We start from the raw sequence: 19,873 nt of genomic DNA, 5'->3' as shown, positions 1-19,873 counted from the left end.
TCGCCTGGGCAAATCCTCAGCAATAAATCAGAAAATCGAGGGTTTAGAGGTCTGACTTTTTCCAAATGTCATTAACAGTTGACCGCGCAATCCCCAGGCTCTCGGAAATTTCTCGCTTGGATTTTCCAGCAGCTTTTGCCTCTAGAACAGCTTGAACCTTGGCAGGATCGGTGCGACGCCCAGGGGTTTGGATGACGACATCGCCGTCTCGATAATGGTCAGCTATTTGGGCATCGATCCCCAGATCTGAGATTTTCTGTAGCTCCGAATTCAAGTAATCAACATATTGAGCAGGCGTAACGCCTTGCTCCAAGCGCGAGGCGTACGCCAGCAGTGCAACCGGGTCGATCCCGAGTCGACCAGCCAAAGTTTCCAGCGTGACGAGCGTCGCGCTTGCCTTCGCATTTTCCAGGTTATGGATGTGTCTGGCCTCGACTGCGCCGGAAAACTGCTCTTGAGACAGGCCTCGCGCGACACGAACGAGCCGAAGCACGGCAGCCAACGGGCGCATGAGCGACATGGGTAATCCTCGAAAACTGAGGATGTAGCCACATTGCCACCTACGGAACTATGCAATATAGTTCCTGTTGCCGTATGGCGAAGCGCCATATGCCATGTGCCTTCCAGATTAAAGGGCTGTCGTCTGGTCGGTAACAGCGCCCCCCTAATGTCTGGCGCTGACCGCATGATCAATAGACCCCTTCAAAAGCCCCTAGCAGATCGTGCGTAACAGCTACCACGGCACGCTGGGGCTCGCCTGGGCGTGATTGAACATGCCAGATCAGGCCGCTTTCCAATGGAGTGAAGCATGTCCGACGTCAGCATCGTCACCGGGAAACTCGAGGTTGTAGGCCCTTCAAGCGACAAACCTGACGGCTCCGAGTACACCTATCTCCGGTTCAGTCAAAAGAACGGGGCTACTAAACTGATGAAGAAGGTCGGGGTAGGGCAGTTGGTTGAGTCCTACCTGCGTCCGGGCATCGAAGGGCAATTTTTCTTCGTCAAACTGGGACGCCTCGGGCACATCCTCTTCGCGGTGAAAACTACAGACGGGCAGAAGATCTATGAGGAAAATGGATTCTCAAGCTGGATCAGAAAGATGCGCCTGAGTGCCTTCGTACTCCTTTTACTGTTCTTACCGCTTAGCTTCGTGGGGCTGCTGATGGGAGGGTATCTCGGGGTCATCGTGCCAATCGGCTTCGTCTACGTCATGTGGAAGCTCGCAGTGTCGTTCCCTAAAGTGCTCAACGAGAAGTTCCTGCGTGAGCACCTCGATCAGCAAGGCTTCGCGAGCTGACTAGGGACTCTTGTTCCGCGCTGGCACAATCCCAGCGCGGCCATCACTTACAGTCTCAGGGAAAAGATCTGGTGGCGCGTTCAGCGGACAGACTTTTCGATCAAATGAAGAACGATCGCCGCTACGTTTCTCGCATCATCGATTCCGCGATGGTACGTTCCTGACCAAGGCAACCCCAACTGCTCCACGCTGGGCTTCAAGCCACCTGGCCGCTTCGCATAGACCTGCTCAAACCAGTCCTTGACGTTGTAATGCGCGAGAGCCTCCAGAATGCTGGAGCTCTGATTGATTCTCCCATCGCGCCGAATCTGGGTAGCGTCGTATTTACCCCAGGATACCCAGGCAGCGTTTTCGTAGCTCCTCGAGAAATCATCAACCTGCTGCATGACCTCGACAAACCCTGGCGCTGTATCAATATCGCGTTGGTTGATCGTGGTGAGTGCTTTGCAAAATGATGTGAGGAGGGGGTGCAGGCGTGGTCGGATGAAGCTCTGAAAGCTGTCCACCACACGGTGTTCTCGCTGATCCACTACCACTAGACCAAGCTCAATTGTCTCCATTTCATCAGGCGTTACGATCAGCGGCCTGGCAGGCTCGTCCTGCCCCACATCATCGCAGGTGGCTTCGAGGTCTACGCAGAAGAGGTACCGATAGCGGCTGATGCATTGCTGAATATTCTCTTGAGGATAATGGTGGGGCATGGAATTGCGCTCGATCAGTCGGTTTCATCAGGCTATCCAGTTCTCGGCAACGCTGGCAATGCCTGAACCAATGCGCCACCGAGGCGTCTTGTGAACGAACAATCGCTCACGAAGCGAGAAGCTCAGTTTTCGAAAGCCCCCACTTACCTTAGGCACCAGCGCCTTCTTTGTGAGTCGGCGCGGGAGCCAGCATCACGCCCGCGGATCAATCCGCGGTTTCTTTAAGCACCAAGGCAGCCCCTTTGGCCAGCCCCCCTATAGCCACCTGACCTTTAGGTGTCCAGGGAAGGTTTTTGGTTGGATTGATATAGATGCGAAGCTCAGTCTCATATCCTTCCTCCAGGCCAGAGACGATGACCAGGTAGAAGTTGGTTTTGCTTTCTTCAGCGCGGCGGAACTCGGCTTCGGTGAGGGTGATTTCACCAGGCGCTCCGCGAGCGAACGACTTCATCTCAATGAATGTGCTCTTATCCAAAGCTCCGTCAGCACCGATTCCTCTGCAGGACTGTAGATCAACCAGCACAGCATCGTCCCGCTGCAACGAAGCTTCCAGATAAGCCCACGCTTTGGTCTGCAATTCTGCGGAGGAGTACTGCTTGTAGGCGCTTTCTGGCACCGACGTAGAAGGTGCTCTTTTGGGTGTAACGGGCGGCTTTGACAAAGGGTCAGTTTTGCGCGGCTGCGGCCCCTTATGTGCAAGGCTGCTCCCATCTACGGTTTCGACAGTAAATTGGAAGTCGTGAGGCAGCGCCTTCAGCTTACGTGTCTGGATGGGGCGCTCAGCACTGTCCGTGATAGACGTAGCGCCGGCATCCCGCTTGATGATGCGTTTACGATTACTGCCTTTCAAACGCTCCTGTTCGGCAATCAACATGTCAAGACTGGTCTCCTCAGCATCAGTCGCCAGATTGATGTCGGGGAAGTATTCCCGGTCTTGGCTGGTAGCCCAGGCGGAAACCCACGCGAGCGCAATTTCACGCATGCACGTACCATCGCCCAGACCCGCGATCGCGACGCCCCCATACTCGCTCCTGCCGATGAATTTCTCGTCATCGAAATGCACCGCGAGATCGGATAAGTGGGAGTAGGCATGTAGCTGAATAGAAATTTGCCGCGCCCCCTGGGGGGCTGCGTTAACGATCAGCTGTCCTGGCAGATGCATATTGAGTGTCGCGTTTTCAAACCGATTCCAAGGCTCCATCGCTTTGTAAGAGCGCTCATCATCTCTCGCAAGATCAGCTTTCAGTATGCGAAGTGCAGCTTGGAAACGGAATTCGAGCTCGTCATTGGTCACATTCGTTTTCGCCGGGGCAGCTGCAGCGAATGGGAGTCGCTCCAGGCCCGCAGCGTTCACGAATCGAGAAATGGTGTCAGCCGCACAGGGTGGCGTCCACAAGGCGATCTTTTCGGATCGAAGATTTGAGTAGTGTGAGTAATACAGAGGACGCTTGGTTGTCCAGGTATCGCCTGACCGTAATGGCAGCAGGCTCAGGCTTCGACGATCTGCGGCAGTCGCTTTGTCCAGCTGCCTGTCCATGTGCCGATAGATGTCCAGCAACAATGCGTCGTGCTTCGGGTCGTACGCGGTTTTCGCTAGGGATTCCAGCTCACGAATACAGCTTTTCAAGTCAGGATGACTGATGCCCAACGCGTTCCACAAAGGGGTAAGGCTGCGGTCATACAGAACGAAAGGTTGTCTGCCATGGAAGATGTCTTTGCCGGCAAAGACCGCTCGCATGCTGAACCATTCCTTGCTGCCCCTGGAGGTTGTGACGCAGGGCGCAATCAGCCCTTTTTGAGAGCGCTGAATGCCAAATTTGCCACGTAGGCTTCCCGCCTGCATGTCGCCGATCATCGCTTCATGCGCGACGGTAGAACCGCCCTGTGGGCAATGACCAGCCAGAGCCTTGTACAACCTCATCAGGCTGACGTCATCAGATGACGACGTGCTCCTGGCACGCTCAAGAGCCGCTACCAGCTGTGAAACGGGCGGATTGACGCGCATTCCCAGCGCGCGCGCAAATTCGCTATTGGCGTCGGTTTCTGTCAAGCCACTGGCAAAATCCGTGTGATGCTCGTACATCGCGAGTGTGACCTTCGTCTCGACGATGAGGGTGCCAGGTTTACACGGTGTACCTGCGTAGTTGGGGTACCACGCATTGTCAATCAACCTTCCGAGCCACGTGGTGGGCACCGGCGAGCTATCGCTCCTGCCGCTTTCTCGGTAAGCGAAGGTTCTGCTATACGGCTCGAAGGAGAGCCAGTTGCTGTCGATACAGCGAAACAGGGCTATCGCTCTTTCAACGGCGGTGGGGGCGGCCACTGGCGCCGAAGCACGAGATTTTCCGCCTCTGCGCGATACAGGTTGGGCTGGGCTCTGGCGAATGTGGCGTATGACGGCATCAAGATCAGGCGAGGCGAAATCACGCCGCAGGCCGCCGCGTGCTCGGCCCAGGAAACGGCGTGCTGCATATTGGGACGGGAGCACGATGTGTGCGGAGTCCGTCGTGGCTTCAACAAGGCGAGGAGAAACCTCGGCGCCCAGCAGTGACAGAAAGCGCTTTACACCTCGCTTTCGACTGGTAGCAACTGAATCGCCCTGGATGCCCCGTTGTTCTGCTCTGCTGATTTTGAACACCTCGGCATAGCTGGGGGACGCCCATAGCAGCTCAGGGGTGGTTCCAGCTGCCTTCGACCACGTATCTTGCGAATCAGCGATGGAGGCTGGCAGGTATACGCTGGTCGGCGAGGCGAGCACCTTCGAAACTGTTGATCGACCATCCTCGAGTGCAACATAGCTGAACGCGTCAATCAGCAGTGCCGCGCCTACCTCCGAGCCCAAGTCACTGTTCTTGGTATCAACGTGCTCAAACAGGTCTCGCAGATCGAGTAGGTCTTGTTTATCGGCTGTGATGGGATCTTGCGCGAATCGCCTGGCAAACGCTTCAAGCACGTCCTGGGCGGCTACGGCTGTCTTGTAATTGGCGTTCTCTGATAGCCACTCGATGAGGGAGGCGTACGGTGTAGCAAGCAGAAGAGGGTGAACTACATTCGTCAGATGATGGCGAGCTGCAAAGCCAATTGCGGGTGGCTGCCCCGTTAGCCACGAGTCGGCTTCGTCTTCGGCTTTGGCTTGTGTACGCCGCCCGCTTGCAAGCGGCACCCATTGAGCGCCCAGCAGCAGATAGTCTTCGTCCAGTTCGAGGCATTTTATAGCCATGTCCAGGAACCACGCTGGCGATTTTTGCTCGAATCCGTCCTGGTCACAGTGTTCGAATACATCCGCAAGCGCGAGAGCGTGTGAAATGGAGAGCGCTTTCAGGACGACACGCCAACGTCCATCTCTGTCCCGCATCCACTCGGGCAGCATCGGCAACCCGCTCACCGCGAGGTGGTCAGCTTCCGTCAGCATCCCGTCGATCGACTCATCGCAGTACGAAATCTGACTCAGCGCATAGCGGCCATCAATGAGGGTGGGACACGCTTTGAAAGCCTCAATCGCTTTGCTCCATTGTTCATGGAACAATTTGTTGAGCCAGTCCGAACTGCTGTCCGTCTTCGCGCCGACAGGGATGGCCAGCCAAGCAAGCGTATTGCGTTGCTGGGCTAGATAGATGGCCAGCTCACCTAAAAACTGCCCGGATGCCTCAGTCAACCACTGGTTCCAGGCGCCGTGAATCATGTCCTCTCGGGAGGTGGACGGGTCAAACTGTGCGTCCAGAGAAAACGCCGCATTGGTGTGAATCTTGGTGGGCAGCGCGATGTGGATTCGTCCATGAGCCCTACCATCTACCGGTATCGCAACACCAATGGGCGTGAAATCGCCGGTCGCCTTGGCAGCGCGTGCCTTACCGGCTGGAACCTTCACGTCACAAACGAAGCGCTCCCAAAGGTTGTCGTCCACCAGGAAGGTTGAGTGAGTGACACGGCTCTGCTGCTTACCAAGTGCGAGTTTGAAATGGCGATCGGGTTGAGTCTGCTGGATTGCAAGATGCTTGAGCGAAATGCCCTCATCCAGATCGAATAAGGTGATCGCGCGGACGTTATCCAGGAAAACCAAGTCACTGGGGGCCCAATCATCGAACCAGGCTTCCAGAGAATCGATGTCATAGTCTGGAGAGAGATCGACGCTCACCATGGTATGACCGGCGTTGGGGTCGTAAAAACCCCTGATCGCCTCGGCTTCCTCCACCATGGCCACGTGGTCATCGCGTGAGCCGAAATGGAAGGGGGCGCTGTGGACTGTCAGGTTGTCGCCGAGCTGGGTGAGGGTTTTGAGGCCGATCCCGAACCGCCCTTTAAGCACCGCTGACTGCTGCTTGGTGGAATAGAACGGGTAGATCATCGGTAGCACGTGGGGCAGTTCAACGGGCAGACCGTTATGGACGATCACCAGCTGCTTATTGCCTTGAACCGTTTGCACCCCGAACTGCACGGCAGTGGCATCAAGGTCATCAGCATTCTGGATAACCTCGCGAAGCCCTTGGTAGGGGTCGGTATTCAACCGTTTGGCGCCCTGATTGCCGCCCTTGAGGAGGGTGGTCAGGATCTCGGGCTGCTCGCGCTGAAGCTTAACAAACTCAGTTAACGCGGCATTCGCATACGCTTTGCTGCGCAGCGTCGTTTCCTTGAAGGTAGAAGCTGAGTTGAAGCAGGCTGTAGCGTGCAAGCGTCCGAGTTGCTCGTCCATAATGGACTACTCCATGAAGGCATTTTGAGATCGGTCGAGCATAGACCGGCTTTGGGGCGAGTTCCATGGATGCAGTACGCTTCAAATGAGTGCCGCCACTGATGTCTGAGGGCGACCAGAGGATTGCTCTGTTCGTATTTGCATACCTTGCCAAAAAAGCCAGAGTCCAGGCCTTCGCCCGCATCCATTGGCCTTCGCAATGACGCGCGCCTATCGGCACTACTAGCGATTGAGTGCCTCCGTCGCCGGCGGCTCCTGGCTGACCTCGCACGCTGGCGGAGCAGGTGTTTTTTGCTAATGCACTTGCCTACACGTGGACGGGTAGCTGTTGCGGGGAAACTCATCAACGGCTTTATCCATAGCCTTTTTCGTGGGGCGTCAATCAGCCACTGAACTCATATCTGGATCCGGCGCGGCGTCAAACGCTGCAAGGTATCGCACTGGGCAACCGTGACTGATTGCGTTCTCTCGGAGCCTGTGCGAAAAATGCTGGCCTGTAGCCACCGATGGTGACCCAGGGCGCGCCTCATATTGCACTCAAGGCCGGTAGTGGCGCACGGAACCAATCCAGGACAAGCGAGGCAAGGATGCGTAGGTTGATTTCACTGCTGGTGATGTACTGCCTCTTCAGCATGCTGCTTATCGCGGCGATCGGGATGGCGACGACGAGCCTGTTGGCAGGCTTGGCCATGTTGATAGCTGCGCTGCTGTTCCTGCCGCCAGTCAACGATTGGTTTACCGCCAAGACAGGCAAACCACTAACGCCAGCCTTTCGATTTCTGGGCCTCATAGGACTTATCGTTCTGTCGAACGCCGCGCTCAACGCACAGTTGAAGCAGGACAACATAGACCGAGAAGTGAGGGCCGCTGCTGATCAGAAGCAACAAGCGGAGAAGGAAGCCCAGGAGCAGCGTGAGTATTTGGCAGCTCATCGCCCGCAAATTCTGCAAGAGATGCAGGGCAAGGTGGCGAACAAGGATTATCAAGCAGCGGCGGTGCTGGCCCGAAAGTACCAGGGGCTGGGAGATGCGGAAGTGGATGCAATCGCAAAAACTGCATTGGAGGGCGAAAAATCACTCCTGGATCAACAGCGCAAAGCTTCCCTTGTAGCCACGCTGAAAACGTTGAAACCACAGCAATACCAAGAGCTCGCCAGCACCTATCGCCAACTGGCCGCCCTGGAGCCTGACAACGCTCGCTATATTTCAGAGGCTAAACGCCTCGCCCAGCTCGTTACCGATCAGGAAGCTATTGCCAAGCAAAAGGCTGCCGAGCATGGATCTTAGGCCTGGCTGGCGCTCAGCAATCATCAGACAGCAAGAGAGAGCGCTCCGATGAGGTTACTTTCGTGGTTGTTCGGCAAGCGTGATAAGCCCAATCCCCCAGCAGTGATGATCAAGGATGCTCCTCAACCAATTGTCGAGCTGTCGAAAACCTTCTTATGCATCGATGCAATCGAATGGCACGGCTTGTTCAAGAAATCTCCAAACCGCAAGTGGGCTGTGTCGTGGCGCGACAGTACCCCGGATGGCTCCAGGGGAGGCCACCGGGAGAGCGGGGAGGGTCGATATCTACTGGTCAACCTTTCCACTGGCGCCGTTGCTGCTCAGGGATCCCTGCCTAGGCCAAACCAGGGTCAGGTTGCCGACAACGGCACCTTCTCCATAGAGGACTGGCATTTTGGCAGCAACCTGTCCGGCACTTTCCATGTCTTTTCCGCCGATGGGACGCCCATCGTCCTGCGCACCTTCACAGCCAACATCCTGGAAAGTGGACTCTCCAAAAACGGGAAGCTGGCTTACTGCATAACGGCAAATAGCCCGACAGAGGATGCCGGAAAACTGACCCTGTTCGACCTGACGACCGGGCATGTGCTTTTCTCTGTAAGGCCGCGACGCTTTGGCGCTGACAAGATCGAGTTTGACGAGAAGCACTGCCAGCTGGTCTTCAAGGTTTCCGGCGGTGGCGAGTACCGCTACGGTGCTGATGGCACCATCCTGGATGAACACACGGCTGATGATGCGTTCCTGAATTCGAGCGACTACTCCGCCGTGATCCTTTCTGCAGAATCCATGTTGAAAGGCGACTCGACGTTGCTAACCCCCGAAAAGGGACAGGAAATTCTAGAAGCTCTGATTCGCGCCCGGCGCATTGGCGCGGATATGAATCCTGCATGGAAACCCACAGCGCTCAAAGTCCAAGGCCTGGCGCACGAAGCCTTATCACAGGTCACAGAGGCGATCGCATGCTACGAGGAGGCGCTCAGCCTGAATCCCAAGATCGGGGTAAAAAGAAAGCTCGATTTGCTTCGTAAACGAGCCGGTATGGACACCCGTAAGACGGCTGAATGAGCCCTTTTTATAGGAGTACAGATGTACTCCTATCATTGAGCGCCATGACGAAGCCGCCTCACAGCAAGCCTCAGTCTCAACGTTTCCCAGGCTGATTATCGGTTCGTGGCATGGAGTACCTCAGGCGCGCTCCGTGGTTGATCGTGCTGGCTTGAGCTCCGCTGGCCCTTATTCAACGCCAGAAGGATCGATGCTGCTGACTACGCTCGGGGTTACCCTCGCCATAGCGGCTAGACATTCGGGATCGCCCTGTTTTTATGGTAATTCTGCACAGCCTCCTCCATCTCTCGAACATACCTTTCAAACTCATCGACGGCATATGTCAGGAATGTTTGACCCATGATGACGCCATCGAACATGTTGACCGACACTCCCGTTGCTCTACGAATGGCTGACAAGACCCTTTTTTCTGCGTGGGTCTTTTTTGTTTTACGGGTGCTCATCTCTTCATATCCCTCAGCAACGCCGTCGCTGTGGATCATGATGTTTCTAAGGACTGTGAGGTGATCTAAATCCTTTATTTCGTTGCCACCCACCACATTGAGCAGCATGTACTGAGCCTTTTCTACAGGGCCCTTACCTTTGACCTCTCCATCGTGTCCAGTGAGCTCAATCATGAATTCCAGGCATTGGCTCACACGATGCTCGAACAAGCCGAAGATGGTGAGATACGCTGAGCGTCGCGTGAGCTGAGTGATCAAGAATTGGTGCATGGCCAAAGCCTCTTCAGGGTCATAAGCCACAGAAGAGCCGCACGAATAGCACGTTCGGATCCTGACGTAGCTTTCACCATACTGGTCGCATGCTTCCTCTTCGAATTCATGCGCCTTTACTGACCCTGACTCATTAGCCTCTTTGATCGCGAGCGCCACATTTTTTTCTGCCTGCTCAGCGAGCATTCGCATAATCGAAATGGACTGACTCATCGCACACATGTGAACGCTAAAAATGAAATCCAGCTTAGCCACGTTGCCTCCTTGCAAACCCAGTTGAGCGAGCAAAGCTCAGCTTTGATTCTTTTGAAACGGCTGCCTCATGAACCCGCACTGACATCCACATCGATGATCTGTGAGTTTCTTTGCATTTGAATGCCAAGCTACGAGCTTCCCTCAAGCGTTCGTACCAATCCCCCAAACTGCTGTGCCGGCTCGACGTAGCGCAGGGCCGACTTCAGGTCACTCCAGCCAACGTACTCCATCAGTGTCTTGATGTCCCAGCCAGAGCTGGCCGCCCAGGTAGCAAAGCCCCTGCGCATCGAGTGAGCGCTGTAGATCTCAGAAGGTAGCCCGCATCGTTCCAGCGTACCCCTGAGCAGGGGAATCAAACTGTGGGCCGCAAGCGCCTGGCCGCTGACATTACCCCAACGATCAATCCCCCTGAACACCGGGCCACGAGCAATGCCAGCAGCCTCGATCCAGTTCAGGTAAGCCTCAACAGGGCAGAGCTTATTGAGCGATGGCGTCCTGTATTCGCGACCAACATGCTGGCGATCACCCTTGCTGTGAGCCAGGTAGAACCTGATACCCACATAGCGCTCCGCCTGGGTGTTCTCGACTGTCAATCGAGACAACTCATCGCCGCGAAATCCTCGCCAGAACCCGATCGTGAGCAGCGCGATATCCCGGGTCGACTTCAACACACCTTGCATGTTGCCAGCGATGCGCGCATCGCTCGCTTCCTGCTGCAGAAACGCAACCGCCTTCTCAAGCTGCATTAAGGGCAGGGGAGCAGCCTGCTTCTGCTGGACGGGATGGAGCACCCGAATGCCCTTCAGGAGCTGGCGCACCTTTGGCGCCTTGGTGGGATCAGGAAAGCCATGGGTCTGGTGCCAGTTTGCAAGTGCCGCAAGACGCTGCTTCAGCGTGCTGATGGCCAACTGATCGGCGTACTCGGCGATGTAACGAACAACGGCTTCAGTCGTGGTGGGCAGGAAACCGCCCCAGGTGGTTTCGAAGTGACTGATGGCAGCTGCATAGCTTTTGGAGGTATTGACCCGAACGCTGGCATCTAGATATCGATCCGCCTTGCTCATATTCAGCCCTTTTTGCTTCTTGGCCCGGCGGGGGCGCCGTCGCTCTCGCGTCCCCTCAATACCGCATTTCGAGGCATTTTACCTGCGCAGGAGCGCCTGACAAGAGATAACACTCGATTATATCTTTTCAAGATTACTGAATAGGAAGGCATTTCTAAGTGATAGGATAGTACGTAATTACATGACACGTAACACAGTACGAAATTGTAGGAGCTGACATGGCTAGAGGCGGCGTTAACCTGGTTCTTGTGCGAAAAGCCCGCGAGGCACTGCTGGCAAGAGGTCAAAACCCCAGTATCGATGCAGTACGCATTGAGCTGGGAAATACCGGCTCGAAAACGACCATTCAGCGATATTTGAAGGAGATCGAGAATCACGATACGCAGCCGAATGCCTCGCCCTCGCGACTGAGCGATGAGCTGAGCGGACTGGTTGAGAAGCTGCTGGAGCGGCTATTGGAGGAGGGTAACGAAGCATTGCTACATGAACGCGCCTCCTTCGAGCGAGAGCGAAAAGGTATGCGAGAAGCGCACAGTACGATTGAAGCAGAGCTCAATGCTGTGAGACAGGAAGTCGCTACGCTGCGCCAGGCGCTGGAGTCCCAAGACCAAGCGCTGCAAACGAGCCAATCTTCGCTTCAGGCCGAGCAGACTCGCAACGCACGCATCAGCCAGAGCTGCGCAGACCTGGAAGTACGCGTTCGTGAGAAGGACGAGCAGATAAAGTCGCTTGAGGACAAACACCAGCATGCGCGGGATGCACTCGAACACTACCGAACAGCAACCCGGGAGCAGCGCGATCAGGATCAGGCCCGCCACGAGTCTCAGCTTCACCAAAAGCAGCAGGAGCTTACGCTGCTCCAGCAGACGCTTATGGTCAAACAGGATGAAGTGACGCGCCTGATCCGGGACAACGAGCGCCTCATTGGTGAAAATCGCCAGCAGCTTAAGGAAAGGGCGCAGCACAGGGATCAGATTGAGCGCCTGAGCACAGATATTGGCATCGCCAATGCAGCAACCGCTCGCGCCGAGGGCGCGCGGGAATTGCTTCAACAGCAGGTAGCTTCGCTTGCCGCTGCCTCAGATGAATTGCGCACCAGCCTCACCGCTCTGAAGATCCGCGACAAGCAGACGGAGCAGTTGTTAGATCAGGCCAAGGCTGAAAATGAAGCGTTGCGCTCCAGACTTGCAGCAGGGGAAGCACCCCATTGAAGCCGCTCTACGCTAGTGTGACCGCCCGGCGCGCTGGCGCCGCTATCTTGCAAAATGCCGCCTTTGAAAACTTTAGAGTGGCTTGACTGAGTGACCTGATACAAGGTGCGAGCACGAAAGGATGGAGTACAAATGTACTCGTTGCGCTTCGTGCCCATACCGCGTAATTGAAAGCCCTGGGTTAAGGCGTAGGGTCTGCCTCCACTTGAACGGACAGGGGAGTGGTATGTACTGGCTAGGGCCATTTGAGTACCGTAGTAAGAAAGCCTTGCTAGAGGGCTTAAAGACCTTCCTGCGCACCGCGCCAATGGGAAGGGTGAGCCATCCTGTAGCGATTCAGAAGCTTCATTTGTTGCTGGCGCTGCACCCCGACGCCAAGCGCAAGATCGGCGCCGGCGTCGACCACTTCATGGTGGCTAGAAATGAGCTATCAGGTCGAGGGTTTCACTTGGTGCGCCTGGATGGGACTGAAGAAAGCTTCTCCTACAGGAAGTGCATTACCGGCGTCGCACAGTCGCCGCACGGCAAGGTGTGTGAAGCACTTAGATTCGCTGTCCGACCTCAACTCGACGCATTCCGGGCGCAGCTGACCTATCCAATCGACTGCGCCATCAGCGGCGAGCCAATCGTTCATCCCAACGATCTGCATGTGGATCACGAAACGCCATTCTGGAAGCTGCTCGCCCATTTCTGCAAAGACCACCAGGTCGATCTGACACAGCTACAGACGACCGGCAGCGGCATGAAGCTGGCGCTGGTAGATTGCAGCGTTACAGATGCATTCGTGTCGTATCACTTAAAGCATGCGAAGCTCCAAGCCAGCCGCAAGGCCGCCAACCTGCTCAAAGGTGGCTCGCTTGCCGCGTCGCGCGACGCGCTCAGCAATAAAACACCTTGAAGCACCTAATCAAGAGCGCTTACCGCCAGTAGAACAGCGTCCTTGGCGAGAACGTAACCTGCGCCTCCAGGGAGGCCGGCATGCAAGGGCCCTGAGCATTGTCCTTGGCAACAGCAACGCTGCGCCTTATGAAAGTAAAATAGCTCTCAGTGACGCCCTGGTGCTGCAGTTGACGAAACGCTTGAAGCGCTTTTGTTTCCCACTCCCCAGGACAGTGCACATGCCTGAATAGCGGTTCCAGCAGAAGCTCGATCAGCTTCAAAAGTACGCTGAACGTACAGCGAACGCTGGTGAACATTTTGCAAATGAAGTCGATGACCGTCGACGCTGAGGAGTCAAAGATTAAATTCGGATCTGCGAGGTAGCGCCTAAGGCTGTTGATGCCCACATTCGCGAAAGGCAACCCTTGATCCATCATCGCGACAAGGTCGTCAGGGCGGATCGCAATGAAGCTGCGCCGCGCAATAACCATCTTGACGAGTGCACATGACGCCTCAACGGGCCTCAGGCCACCCTTATTTGTGACTGCCGTAAGAAGCATCTGCACAGTGGCGGATGGTATGTCGTGCATTTGAGCGATCTGAAGCAGGCGCCCATCAAGAGAGATGAGGCTGGCCTGATACTCTAGGCACAGCGACAGAGCCGCACGACCCTCAGCACTTAGAATTTTGTTGAATCGCTGAAGCGGAAGGCCGGGGTCGTGTGACCCGTACGCCGGGACAACGGTGCAGTAGTTCGAAATCGCCATATCAATGGCGCCCAGGAAACCCTCACTCTGGTCGATCGGCGGCTCATCTTCATACACCACATTCTCCTGGCCAACCTCCAAGAGCCCCACGCCGCCGCCTAAGAACGCAGAGACCTCGATTTTGGCATCCAGTGCCTGCCGCGATACGGCGCTGATATAGACCTTGGGCAAATGCTCAAGAATGTCCAACAACCCAAGGGTTGCGAGCTCAGCCAGTATCGAGAGATCGACCACCCAGATCCGGTCATCGAGCGAGAACGTTGGTTTGTTATCGGCGTCGTCATCTTCAATCGACACGTCCAGGCAAGGAGCATCACTGGGCCAATCGCGAACCATGTCGATGATATCTCGCCCCATCTGCTTCGCCAGTAGGGCCAAAGGTACCGGTTTCTGTGCATACAGCGCGTAAAGCGCTGCCGTGCGAGCCTGATACAGATTGTGTTGCTCTTGAAGACGCGTGAAATCCATCTCGCCATTGGCATCTAGCGGGAATTTCAACGAAACGAGCGTTTTGCCCGGGACAATGGATTCCGAAAGCAGCGCTTTTGAGAGGTCGAACAAGCGGCGGTGCAGGGTGATGATCCGCTTCACTTCGAACACCTGAGCATTAAAGATGTCGTGCACAGTGATGCTTTCGCCGACGGCTAGCCCCATCAACGTCTGAGCAAAATCATCTTGAGGAGATAGGAACTCCGCAGCGCCAGGCGCAAAGGCACCTGCCTCAGCATCGATCGAGATGTATCGGATCACTCCCTGCGCATCGGCAAGCTCTACTGAGGTGCCAGGTGCGACGACTGCAGGCTCCTGCTGAAAGACGTCGGATCCCTCGCGCAACATCAGCACCATTTTTACGTGCGTCTCAGCTGCCTGCGAATTGCCTGGATTGGCGCGAATCGCAGCGCAAACCCGATTCAATCCACGCTCGATATGACCGTACCGCAGTTCAATGTTGGCCAGGAGCAGCAAGTCTTCCACTGCGCCCTCGAGGCAGGCGGGCATCGAGGAGATGATCACATTCAGATCTGCGGCGCCCTCACACGCGACCACCCGGATAACCTTGATCCATTCGCTGGCGCTTTGCGGAGACAGGGATAGCTGGTGCTCAACAATAGGGCGCATTCGCCCCCAGTCTCCAGCGTTGCCGTAGAGGAAAAGCGCCAATTCACGTGCCTTGGCGGAGTCACACCAGGCGATGGGCATGGCATCGAGCAGATCACGGGCCTTTGCATGTCGACTTGTTCGAATGTAGCAGTACAGCAATTCATCATGCAGCTCCGTGTATATATCGAACGGCAGCAGCCTTTCTAGAAGCTGAGCGCCAATGTCGAAACGTTCGGCATGCAGCATCACGCGCGCGCCCATCGCGATTTCGTGGGGATCAGTACTGTCAGGAGCAAGCTTGGCCACCTGATCTTCTACAGCCTTCGCTACGACCTTATCCTGCGCATACGCTCGTGCAACAAACTGCAGGTCGACAAGTGATGATGTGCTGCGCACTGATAGTCCTGCGTCCTCCAACTCTTTTTGCACAATGACCAGCTCACCCTTATCGAGCAATTGATCCCAGTGGAGGTGCTGAAGCCTTCTGGACACATGGCAAATGACATCGGACTCCGGACGCCGTGCTGCTTCATCACGAACTCGCTGCAGTAGATCTGCCCGTGACAGTAGGACGCATGCATGCCCGAAGCGAAGTAGTGAGTCGTCTGGCAAGGTACCGATCGACTCCCCGAAGCGGGCAATCAAGTCGCTCCATCTGTTCAAGTCGCAGAGTGCTTCGACTTCAAAGCGGATCAGGCCTGCCTTTTCGTAGACGCCCTTCAGCTTGGCTTGGTGCAGCAGCTCTAATGCGGCCTCCGTGCGCTCCAGCAAAATCATCCCGTAAGCCAGGTGTGCGATGATCTCCCCCAACGTTTTCGGGCTCTGGCACGTCCAAAACGAACCCGTTCGAATCTCGTCGCGGGCCATTGTTTCCGTCAAAAGCTGCACATGTTCCGCTTCTAATGCCCTGCAATTCACCCGAACCGCGTTCAGCGTCACCAATCGCAACACGAAGCGCAGATAGCTTTCGAAGATGAAAATTGAACTGTCTTCTTGCTCTAGCGCAATGCGGTTGACTCGAACCGCGCTCTCGTCGTCGTCGAAGGCCGCATGCGAGCTGGCCACGAGTTGCCAGGCGAGCGCCTTATCTGCGAATGCATCAGGGATCTCGTCTTCACCCACGCGCTCGCCGGCGATGATTCTGGCGTTCGTGAGAGCTACCCACACCGCGAAAGACTCGGGGAATCGAACCATCAGCGCTTGACCGGTCTCAACAGCGGCCTTTATGTCGCCCCGGATGATGCGGCTACGCACCGACGCCACTGCGATCCGATCATCAGAGTCGCAAAGACTGGCTGCGGTATCAAAGTCCTTCGCGGCCAGCTCATCATCATCCCTATGCCACAGCGATAAGCCATGAAGCAGGTACCAGCGAGCCTTTTGGTGGTCGTCGAAATCCTCCAACTCAGGCTGCAGGAGATCCAACTGATTCAGGCACTCCTGATAGCGATGCTCCTTTTGCATCTGAGTGATGCGGTCGAGCTGGCGAGTTACCAACGAGTTGGTAGAGGTCGAATGAGCGCCGGGGAGGGCCTCAGTCATCGAGGCTCCCTGTGGTGTCACTGCCGAGGCGAAAAACGGTTGCAGTAGCTGCGCCAGAGGCAGCAGATGGCCGTGAGCTTCAGGACTCAAGGGCAGGGCGCTGTTCGGCTGAGCAGACACGTGGTGGTTCACGCCACCAGGCCTGGCACTCTGTAGATCGTGCAGCGCCCGCATGAGCTCACGCGTTTCCTTGAACTCTGCACCAAGCTCGCCCAAGTAACGCTCAGCGCTCTCCTGGGTGATCTGGCCGGCAGTGCTATTGAGCTCCACGCACGCTGCCTGCAGTAATGCCCATACCTCAGCGCTCTTGCGATTAGGCAAGCGTTGACTGATCAGCTGTTTCTGGGTCGCGACTGCCTGGGTATGGTCGGAATCGAGGTCGTGCGACATGAACCTGAGATGCAAGAGAAACAGATGGAGCTCCTCAGCGTCCACTGGCGATCCTTTTTGGAGCTCGACAGCATTTCGCAGCGCTCCGTAGGCTTTACGGTTGCTGTCGTTACTAAACCCCTCCTCAAAAACCCGGACGATCCAGTCTGCCGCGGCTTCCGAGGCCATTGCGAACCGAACGACCTCGACTACACCTTGCATCTGTGAATGGCACGAGCTGTTGAAGACAATCTGGCACTCATCCAGTCCGCGCTGGAAATCAGGCTTGCTGAAATCCTCCCAGGCTAGGCCAACGGATTCATTGAATTGCGCGTTATCACCAGGTTTGAGTGACCGCTTCATCTGCAAGCGATGCTTGGCTGTCTGGCCGGTTTTCGGGTTCATCAGGTCGATGATGAGGTCATCGGTGTTGTGGCCGAATACTCGCCCTTGAAAGACCATGCGCGTGATGTAGAAGCCGGCGGGGGCACCTGGGCACTCGAGGCCCAGACACATCGATAGAAGGCGAACCGCCTGTACACGTAACTGGAACGCATCGCCTCTGCCACCCGAGGAGACCGGGCTCGACACGTTTTTACGGCGCCCCTTGGCTTGTGTCTTCTGTGCACTGGCAGCTTCCCTTGCGGGCTGTTTCCTTGGAGCCTTGGCCATACCTGGTTCGCGACAATGAGGGTGGTGGCATTTTAACGGCCCGCGCGCGGGTTGCGTAGCTTGGTTGCAGTGTTGCGTAGCTTGATTGCATTGTTGGGTAGCTTGGCTGCTGTGCTGGGTTGCTTGGCTGCAGTGCTGGGTAGGTAGGTTGCAGTTTTGACAGGGGATGTTCACCACGTTTCGTACTGACGCTTCGTTCACCGAACAGCAGCCTGATCCATACCTAGGGTTACTGGCGAGCGCGAATCTACATAGCGATGAGCGCTACGCTGAATGTGGATACGCGCTCAACCACTCAACCACTCTAGGCCAGGTTTGCGAGGTTCCAAACGATATCGTATAGTCAAATGAGTGGAACTTATAGGGATGGCGTGGTTGGATGGAACCGGTTCGTTGCGCAGACTAGGGCGCTCACGATCTAGCGACTGTTTGCCTGCACGCGCCCTTGGAGCAGCAATGAATTTTGAGGAGATGATTCGACACCAAGCCGAGCAGGTGCTTGGTAGCAAAGCCAAAGCCGACGTTTGGTTGACTCACCCACGGGTCGAATTCGGTGGTTTAACAGCTCTGAAGTATGTACGCAATGAGGCTGAATATCTGAAGGTGAAGGCTTTGCTCGACCGGATTGATCACGGGTATGGCTGCTGATGGAAACGATGCTTTCGGGCTATTTGATCCGCTGGGCTCAGAGCCACGCGATGATCCACCATGAGGTAACACTTCCACGGATTGAAAAATTCGCAGACGAGGCCAGCCGACGTGCCTAATGATCCAATTATTGAGTCTGCCCTTGTTACGCTTTCTCACGAGCAAGACAGGGCTAGAAGCCATGACTGGGCCCGATTTTGCTTGCGGTATCGGGGAATCGAAGAAGCCTTCGATATTGGCTGCACCCATGCTGAGCTTCCCCAAGTTGATGGGGTTACGCAAATTCGAGTAGCGGTCAGTTTCACTGGCGGCAAGCAAATGCGTTGTACGCTGTTTTTCGTACGTCCGGGCGTGGCCGATCCTCTCCCTGTAACATTTTCCCAGAGCAAGACTATCGCGGATTTGAGGGGAGGGCATTGCTTGCTGGTGCCTATATCTGAGGATATGGAATGGACTGACAATGTGTGGCCCAGGTCACTGCAGGAGCTAGAAGGGCTCATTTCTGATTCCACCGGGTGCCCCCGCTTCTTTGAGAATTGGGTTGATGAGAAAAGCCGCGAATCCAATAAATTGCTGATGGTAGTGGCCGTTAGAAGCGATTGTTGCTATGGGTACCTGTTAGGTTCACCAAAAATTGCAGGGTACACTGAGACTCGGGTAGTCCCTGTTTTTTTTGATCGTATTGGTGTGCTGGCACTAGACTTCCCCGTGCCGTTTGAGCTGGCAGTCAGTAGCAAAAATCTCGAGGCGCTTCTCAAGCATGCGCGTAGCTTCCTGCCTCATTCTGGAGACGCCCAGGAAGATATCCGTTTGCGCCAAGCCCTTAATGAGCTGGCTGATGCCTTGGAAAAGGGTGCTAGCCAATCTCGGCAGGTTTGAGATCTGCGCGGTTTATTCGTGTTGCCGAGAAGATAGCCTCTAACGCACTTGGAGACACAACGAGGCGCGATTGTGTTGTCCGAGCCCGGTAAATGTTTCTAACCTGTAATGGGTCAATATCAATCGTCATGCGGTTGTACAGGCGCAAGCTCCACAGTATCCTGAAATAGAATAATAATAAAAAGGAGCGCCCAAATGCCCGAGTTTAAAATCCTCATCGAAGTTTATCGGTGACAAGCTGAATGTTCGGCATACCATAGAGAAACGCGACACTGAAGAGCTCTCCAAATTTCAGGCCTTAGGTCTTCTTTATCACATGATTGATTCAGTCACTCAGCTCGATGCGGGGCTCGAACATTCAGCCGTAGTGGTTGCCCGAGAAATTTTTAGCAGGGAAGGGTGGGAGGACGATGTCATAGACCTGGCGCTCGGAGCTCAGACCTGGGAAGACCGGATGATCGCGGCATGGAACGCTGTGGACGAGGATGCCAGGAAGGCGGCGCTCTCGTTGGATTACCAGTCCTTCCAGAACTATTGGCCTAGTCTGGATTTCTGCCAACCGGGGTGGGACGTTGCGGTAAATTCAAGCTCTGTCTCGGCGGCCCGCCGGGAAAGCCAGAAAGCCACCGGAACTACATTACACTAGTGAACCTTGAGCCTGTGTCGTTAAATGAGGCGGTTGGCCACCATTGGAGGCTTGGGTAAGCAAACCGGGAGCCGCCCGGGATGAGCGC

At 55.6% G+C, this 19,873-nt stretch carries 14 protein-coding genes; 8 read left to right on the top strand and 6 right to left on the bottom strand.

The window, feature by feature from the left end; translation table 11 throughout:
- Nucleotides 1-43: 43 nt before the first annotated feature.
- Nucleotides 44-520 (bottom strand): helix-turn-helix domain-containing protein, encoded by a 477-nt coding sequence (locus OGV19_RS10735; protein WP_060506975.1) that lies wholly within the window; start codon nucleotides 518-520, stop codon nucleotides 44-46.
- 288 nt (nucleotides 521-808) lie between these two features.
- Between OGV19_RS10735 and OGV19_RS10730 the strand changes: the two genes are divergently transcribed.
- Nucleotides 809-1,297, top strand: a complete 489-nt coding sequence (locus tag OGV19_RS10730; protein ID WP_060506977.1) for a hypothetical protein — start codon at nucleotides 809-811, stop codon at nucleotides 1,295-1,297.
- Nucleotides 1,298-1,377: 80 nt separating this feature from the next.
- Here OGV19_RS10730 and OGV19_RS10725 read toward each other — a convergent pair whose 3' ends face one another.
- On the bottom strand, nucleotides 1,378-1,998 hold the full coding sequence (locus tag OGV19_RS10725) for a 3'-5' exonuclease (protein ID WP_060506979.1): 621 nt from the start codon (nucleotides 1,996-1,998) through the stop codon (nucleotides 1,378-1,380).
- A 205-nt stretch (nucleotides 1,999-2,203) separates the two neighbouring features.
- Complete coding sequence (locus OGV19_RS10720; protein WP_060506981.1) at nucleotides 2,204-6,688, bottom strand: protein NO VEIN domain-containing protein; 4,485 nt, start codon at nucleotides 6,686-6,688, stop codon at nucleotides 2,204-2,206.
- 596 nt (nucleotides 6,689-7,284) lie between these two features.
- Between OGV19_RS10720 and OGV19_RS10715 the strand changes: the two genes are divergently transcribed.
- Nucleotides 7,285-7,974, top strand: a complete 690-nt coding sequence (locus tag OGV19_RS10715; RefSeq protein WP_170029821.1) for a hypothetical protein — start codon at nucleotides 7,285-7,287, stop codon at nucleotides 7,972-7,974.
- A 48-nt stretch (nucleotides 7,975-8,022) separates the two neighbouring features.
- The gene (locus OGV19_RS10710) at nucleotides 8,023-9,039 is read left to right on the top strand and encodes a tetratricopeptide repeat protein (RefSeq protein ID WP_235575276.1); all 1,017 of its coding nucleotides are present in this window, start codon (nucleotides 8,023-8,025) and stop codon (nucleotides 9,037-9,039) included.
- Between the two features lie 230 nt (nucleotides 9,040-9,269).
- Here OGV19_RS10710 and OGV19_RS10705 read toward each other — a convergent pair whose 3' ends face one another.
- Together OGV19_RS10705 and OGV19_RS10700 are read right to left on the bottom strand one after the other, a co-directional pair.
- Complete coding sequence (locus OGV19_RS10705; protein WP_060506985.1) at nucleotides 9,270-10,007, bottom strand: hypothetical protein; 738 nt, start codon at nucleotides 10,005-10,007, stop codon at nucleotides 9,270-9,272.
- A 128-nt stretch (nucleotides 10,008-10,135) separates the two neighbouring features.
- Nucleotides 10,136-11,071, bottom strand: a complete 936-nt coding sequence (locus OGV19_RS10700) for a tyrosine-type recombinase/integrase (protein WP_170029822.1) — start codon at nucleotides 11,069-11,071, stop codon at nucleotides 10,136-10,138.
- A gap of 218 nt (nucleotides 11,072-11,289) precedes the next feature.
- Here OGV19_RS10700 and OGV19_RS10695 point away from each other — a divergent pair, with 218 nt between their 5' ends.
- Together OGV19_RS10695 and OGV19_RS10690 are read left to right on the top strand one after the other, a co-directional pair.
- Nucleotides 11,290-12,282: a DNA-binding protein gene (locus tag OGV19_RS10695; protein ID WP_264313350.1), complete on the top strand. Its 993-nt coding sequence runs from the start codon at nucleotides 11,290-11,292 to the stop codon at nucleotides 12,280-12,282.
- A gap of 226 nt (nucleotides 12,283-12,508) precedes the next feature.
- On the top strand, nucleotides 12,509-13,180 hold the full coding sequence (locus tag OGV19_RS10690) for a DCL family protein (RefSeq protein WP_060506992.1): 672 nt from the start codon (nucleotides 12,509-12,511) through the stop codon (nucleotides 13,178-13,180).
- A gap of 19 nt (nucleotides 13,181-13,199) precedes the next feature.
- Here the strand turns inward: OGV19_RS10690 and OGV19_RS10685 are convergent, their stop codons facing one another.
- The gene (locus OGV19_RS10685) at nucleotides 13,200-17,612 is read right to left on the bottom strand and encodes a PIN domain-containing protein (RefSeq protein WP_264313349.1); all 4,413 of its coding nucleotides are present in this window, start codon (nucleotides 17,610-17,612) and stop codon (nucleotides 13,200-13,202) included.
- A gap of 456 nt (nucleotides 17,613-18,068) precedes the next feature.
- Here OGV19_RS10685 and OGV19_RS10680 point away from each other — a divergent pair, with 456 nt between their 5' ends.
- The 3 genes from OGV19_RS10680 (at nucleotide 18,069) to OGV19_RS10670 (ending at nucleotide 19,785) form a co-directional block, all read left to right on the top strand.
- Entirely contained in the window at nucleotides 18,069-18,260 is a 192-nt protein-coding gene (locus OGV19_RS10680; protein WP_060506996.1) for an MbcA/ParS/Xre antitoxin family protein, read from the top strand.
- A 111-nt stretch (nucleotides 18,261-18,371) separates the two neighbouring features.
- The gene (locus OGV19_RS10675; RefSeq protein ID WP_264313348.1) at nucleotides 18,372-19,139 is read left to right on the top strand and encodes a hypothetical protein; all 768 of its coding nucleotides are present in this window, start codon (nucleotides 18,372-18,374) and stop codon (nucleotides 19,137-19,139) included.
- 316 nt (nucleotides 19,140-19,455) lie between these two features.
- Complete coding sequence (locus tag OGV19_RS10670; RefSeq protein ID WP_264313347.1) at nucleotides 19,456-19,785, top strand: hypothetical protein; 330 nt, start codon at nucleotides 19,456-19,458, stop codon at nucleotides 19,783-19,785.
- Nucleotides 19,786-19,873 lie beyond the last annotated feature (88 nt).

It is taken from the genome of Pseudomonas putida (assembly GCF_025905425.1).
Classification (GTDB): domain Bacteria; phylum Pseudomonadota; class Gammaproteobacteria; order Pseudomonadales; family Pseudomonadaceae; genus Aquipseudomonas; species Aquipseudomonas putida_AF.
The sequence above is the reverse complement of the archived record's forward strand: the minus strand, read 5'-3'. Positions and strand labels throughout refer to the sequence as shown.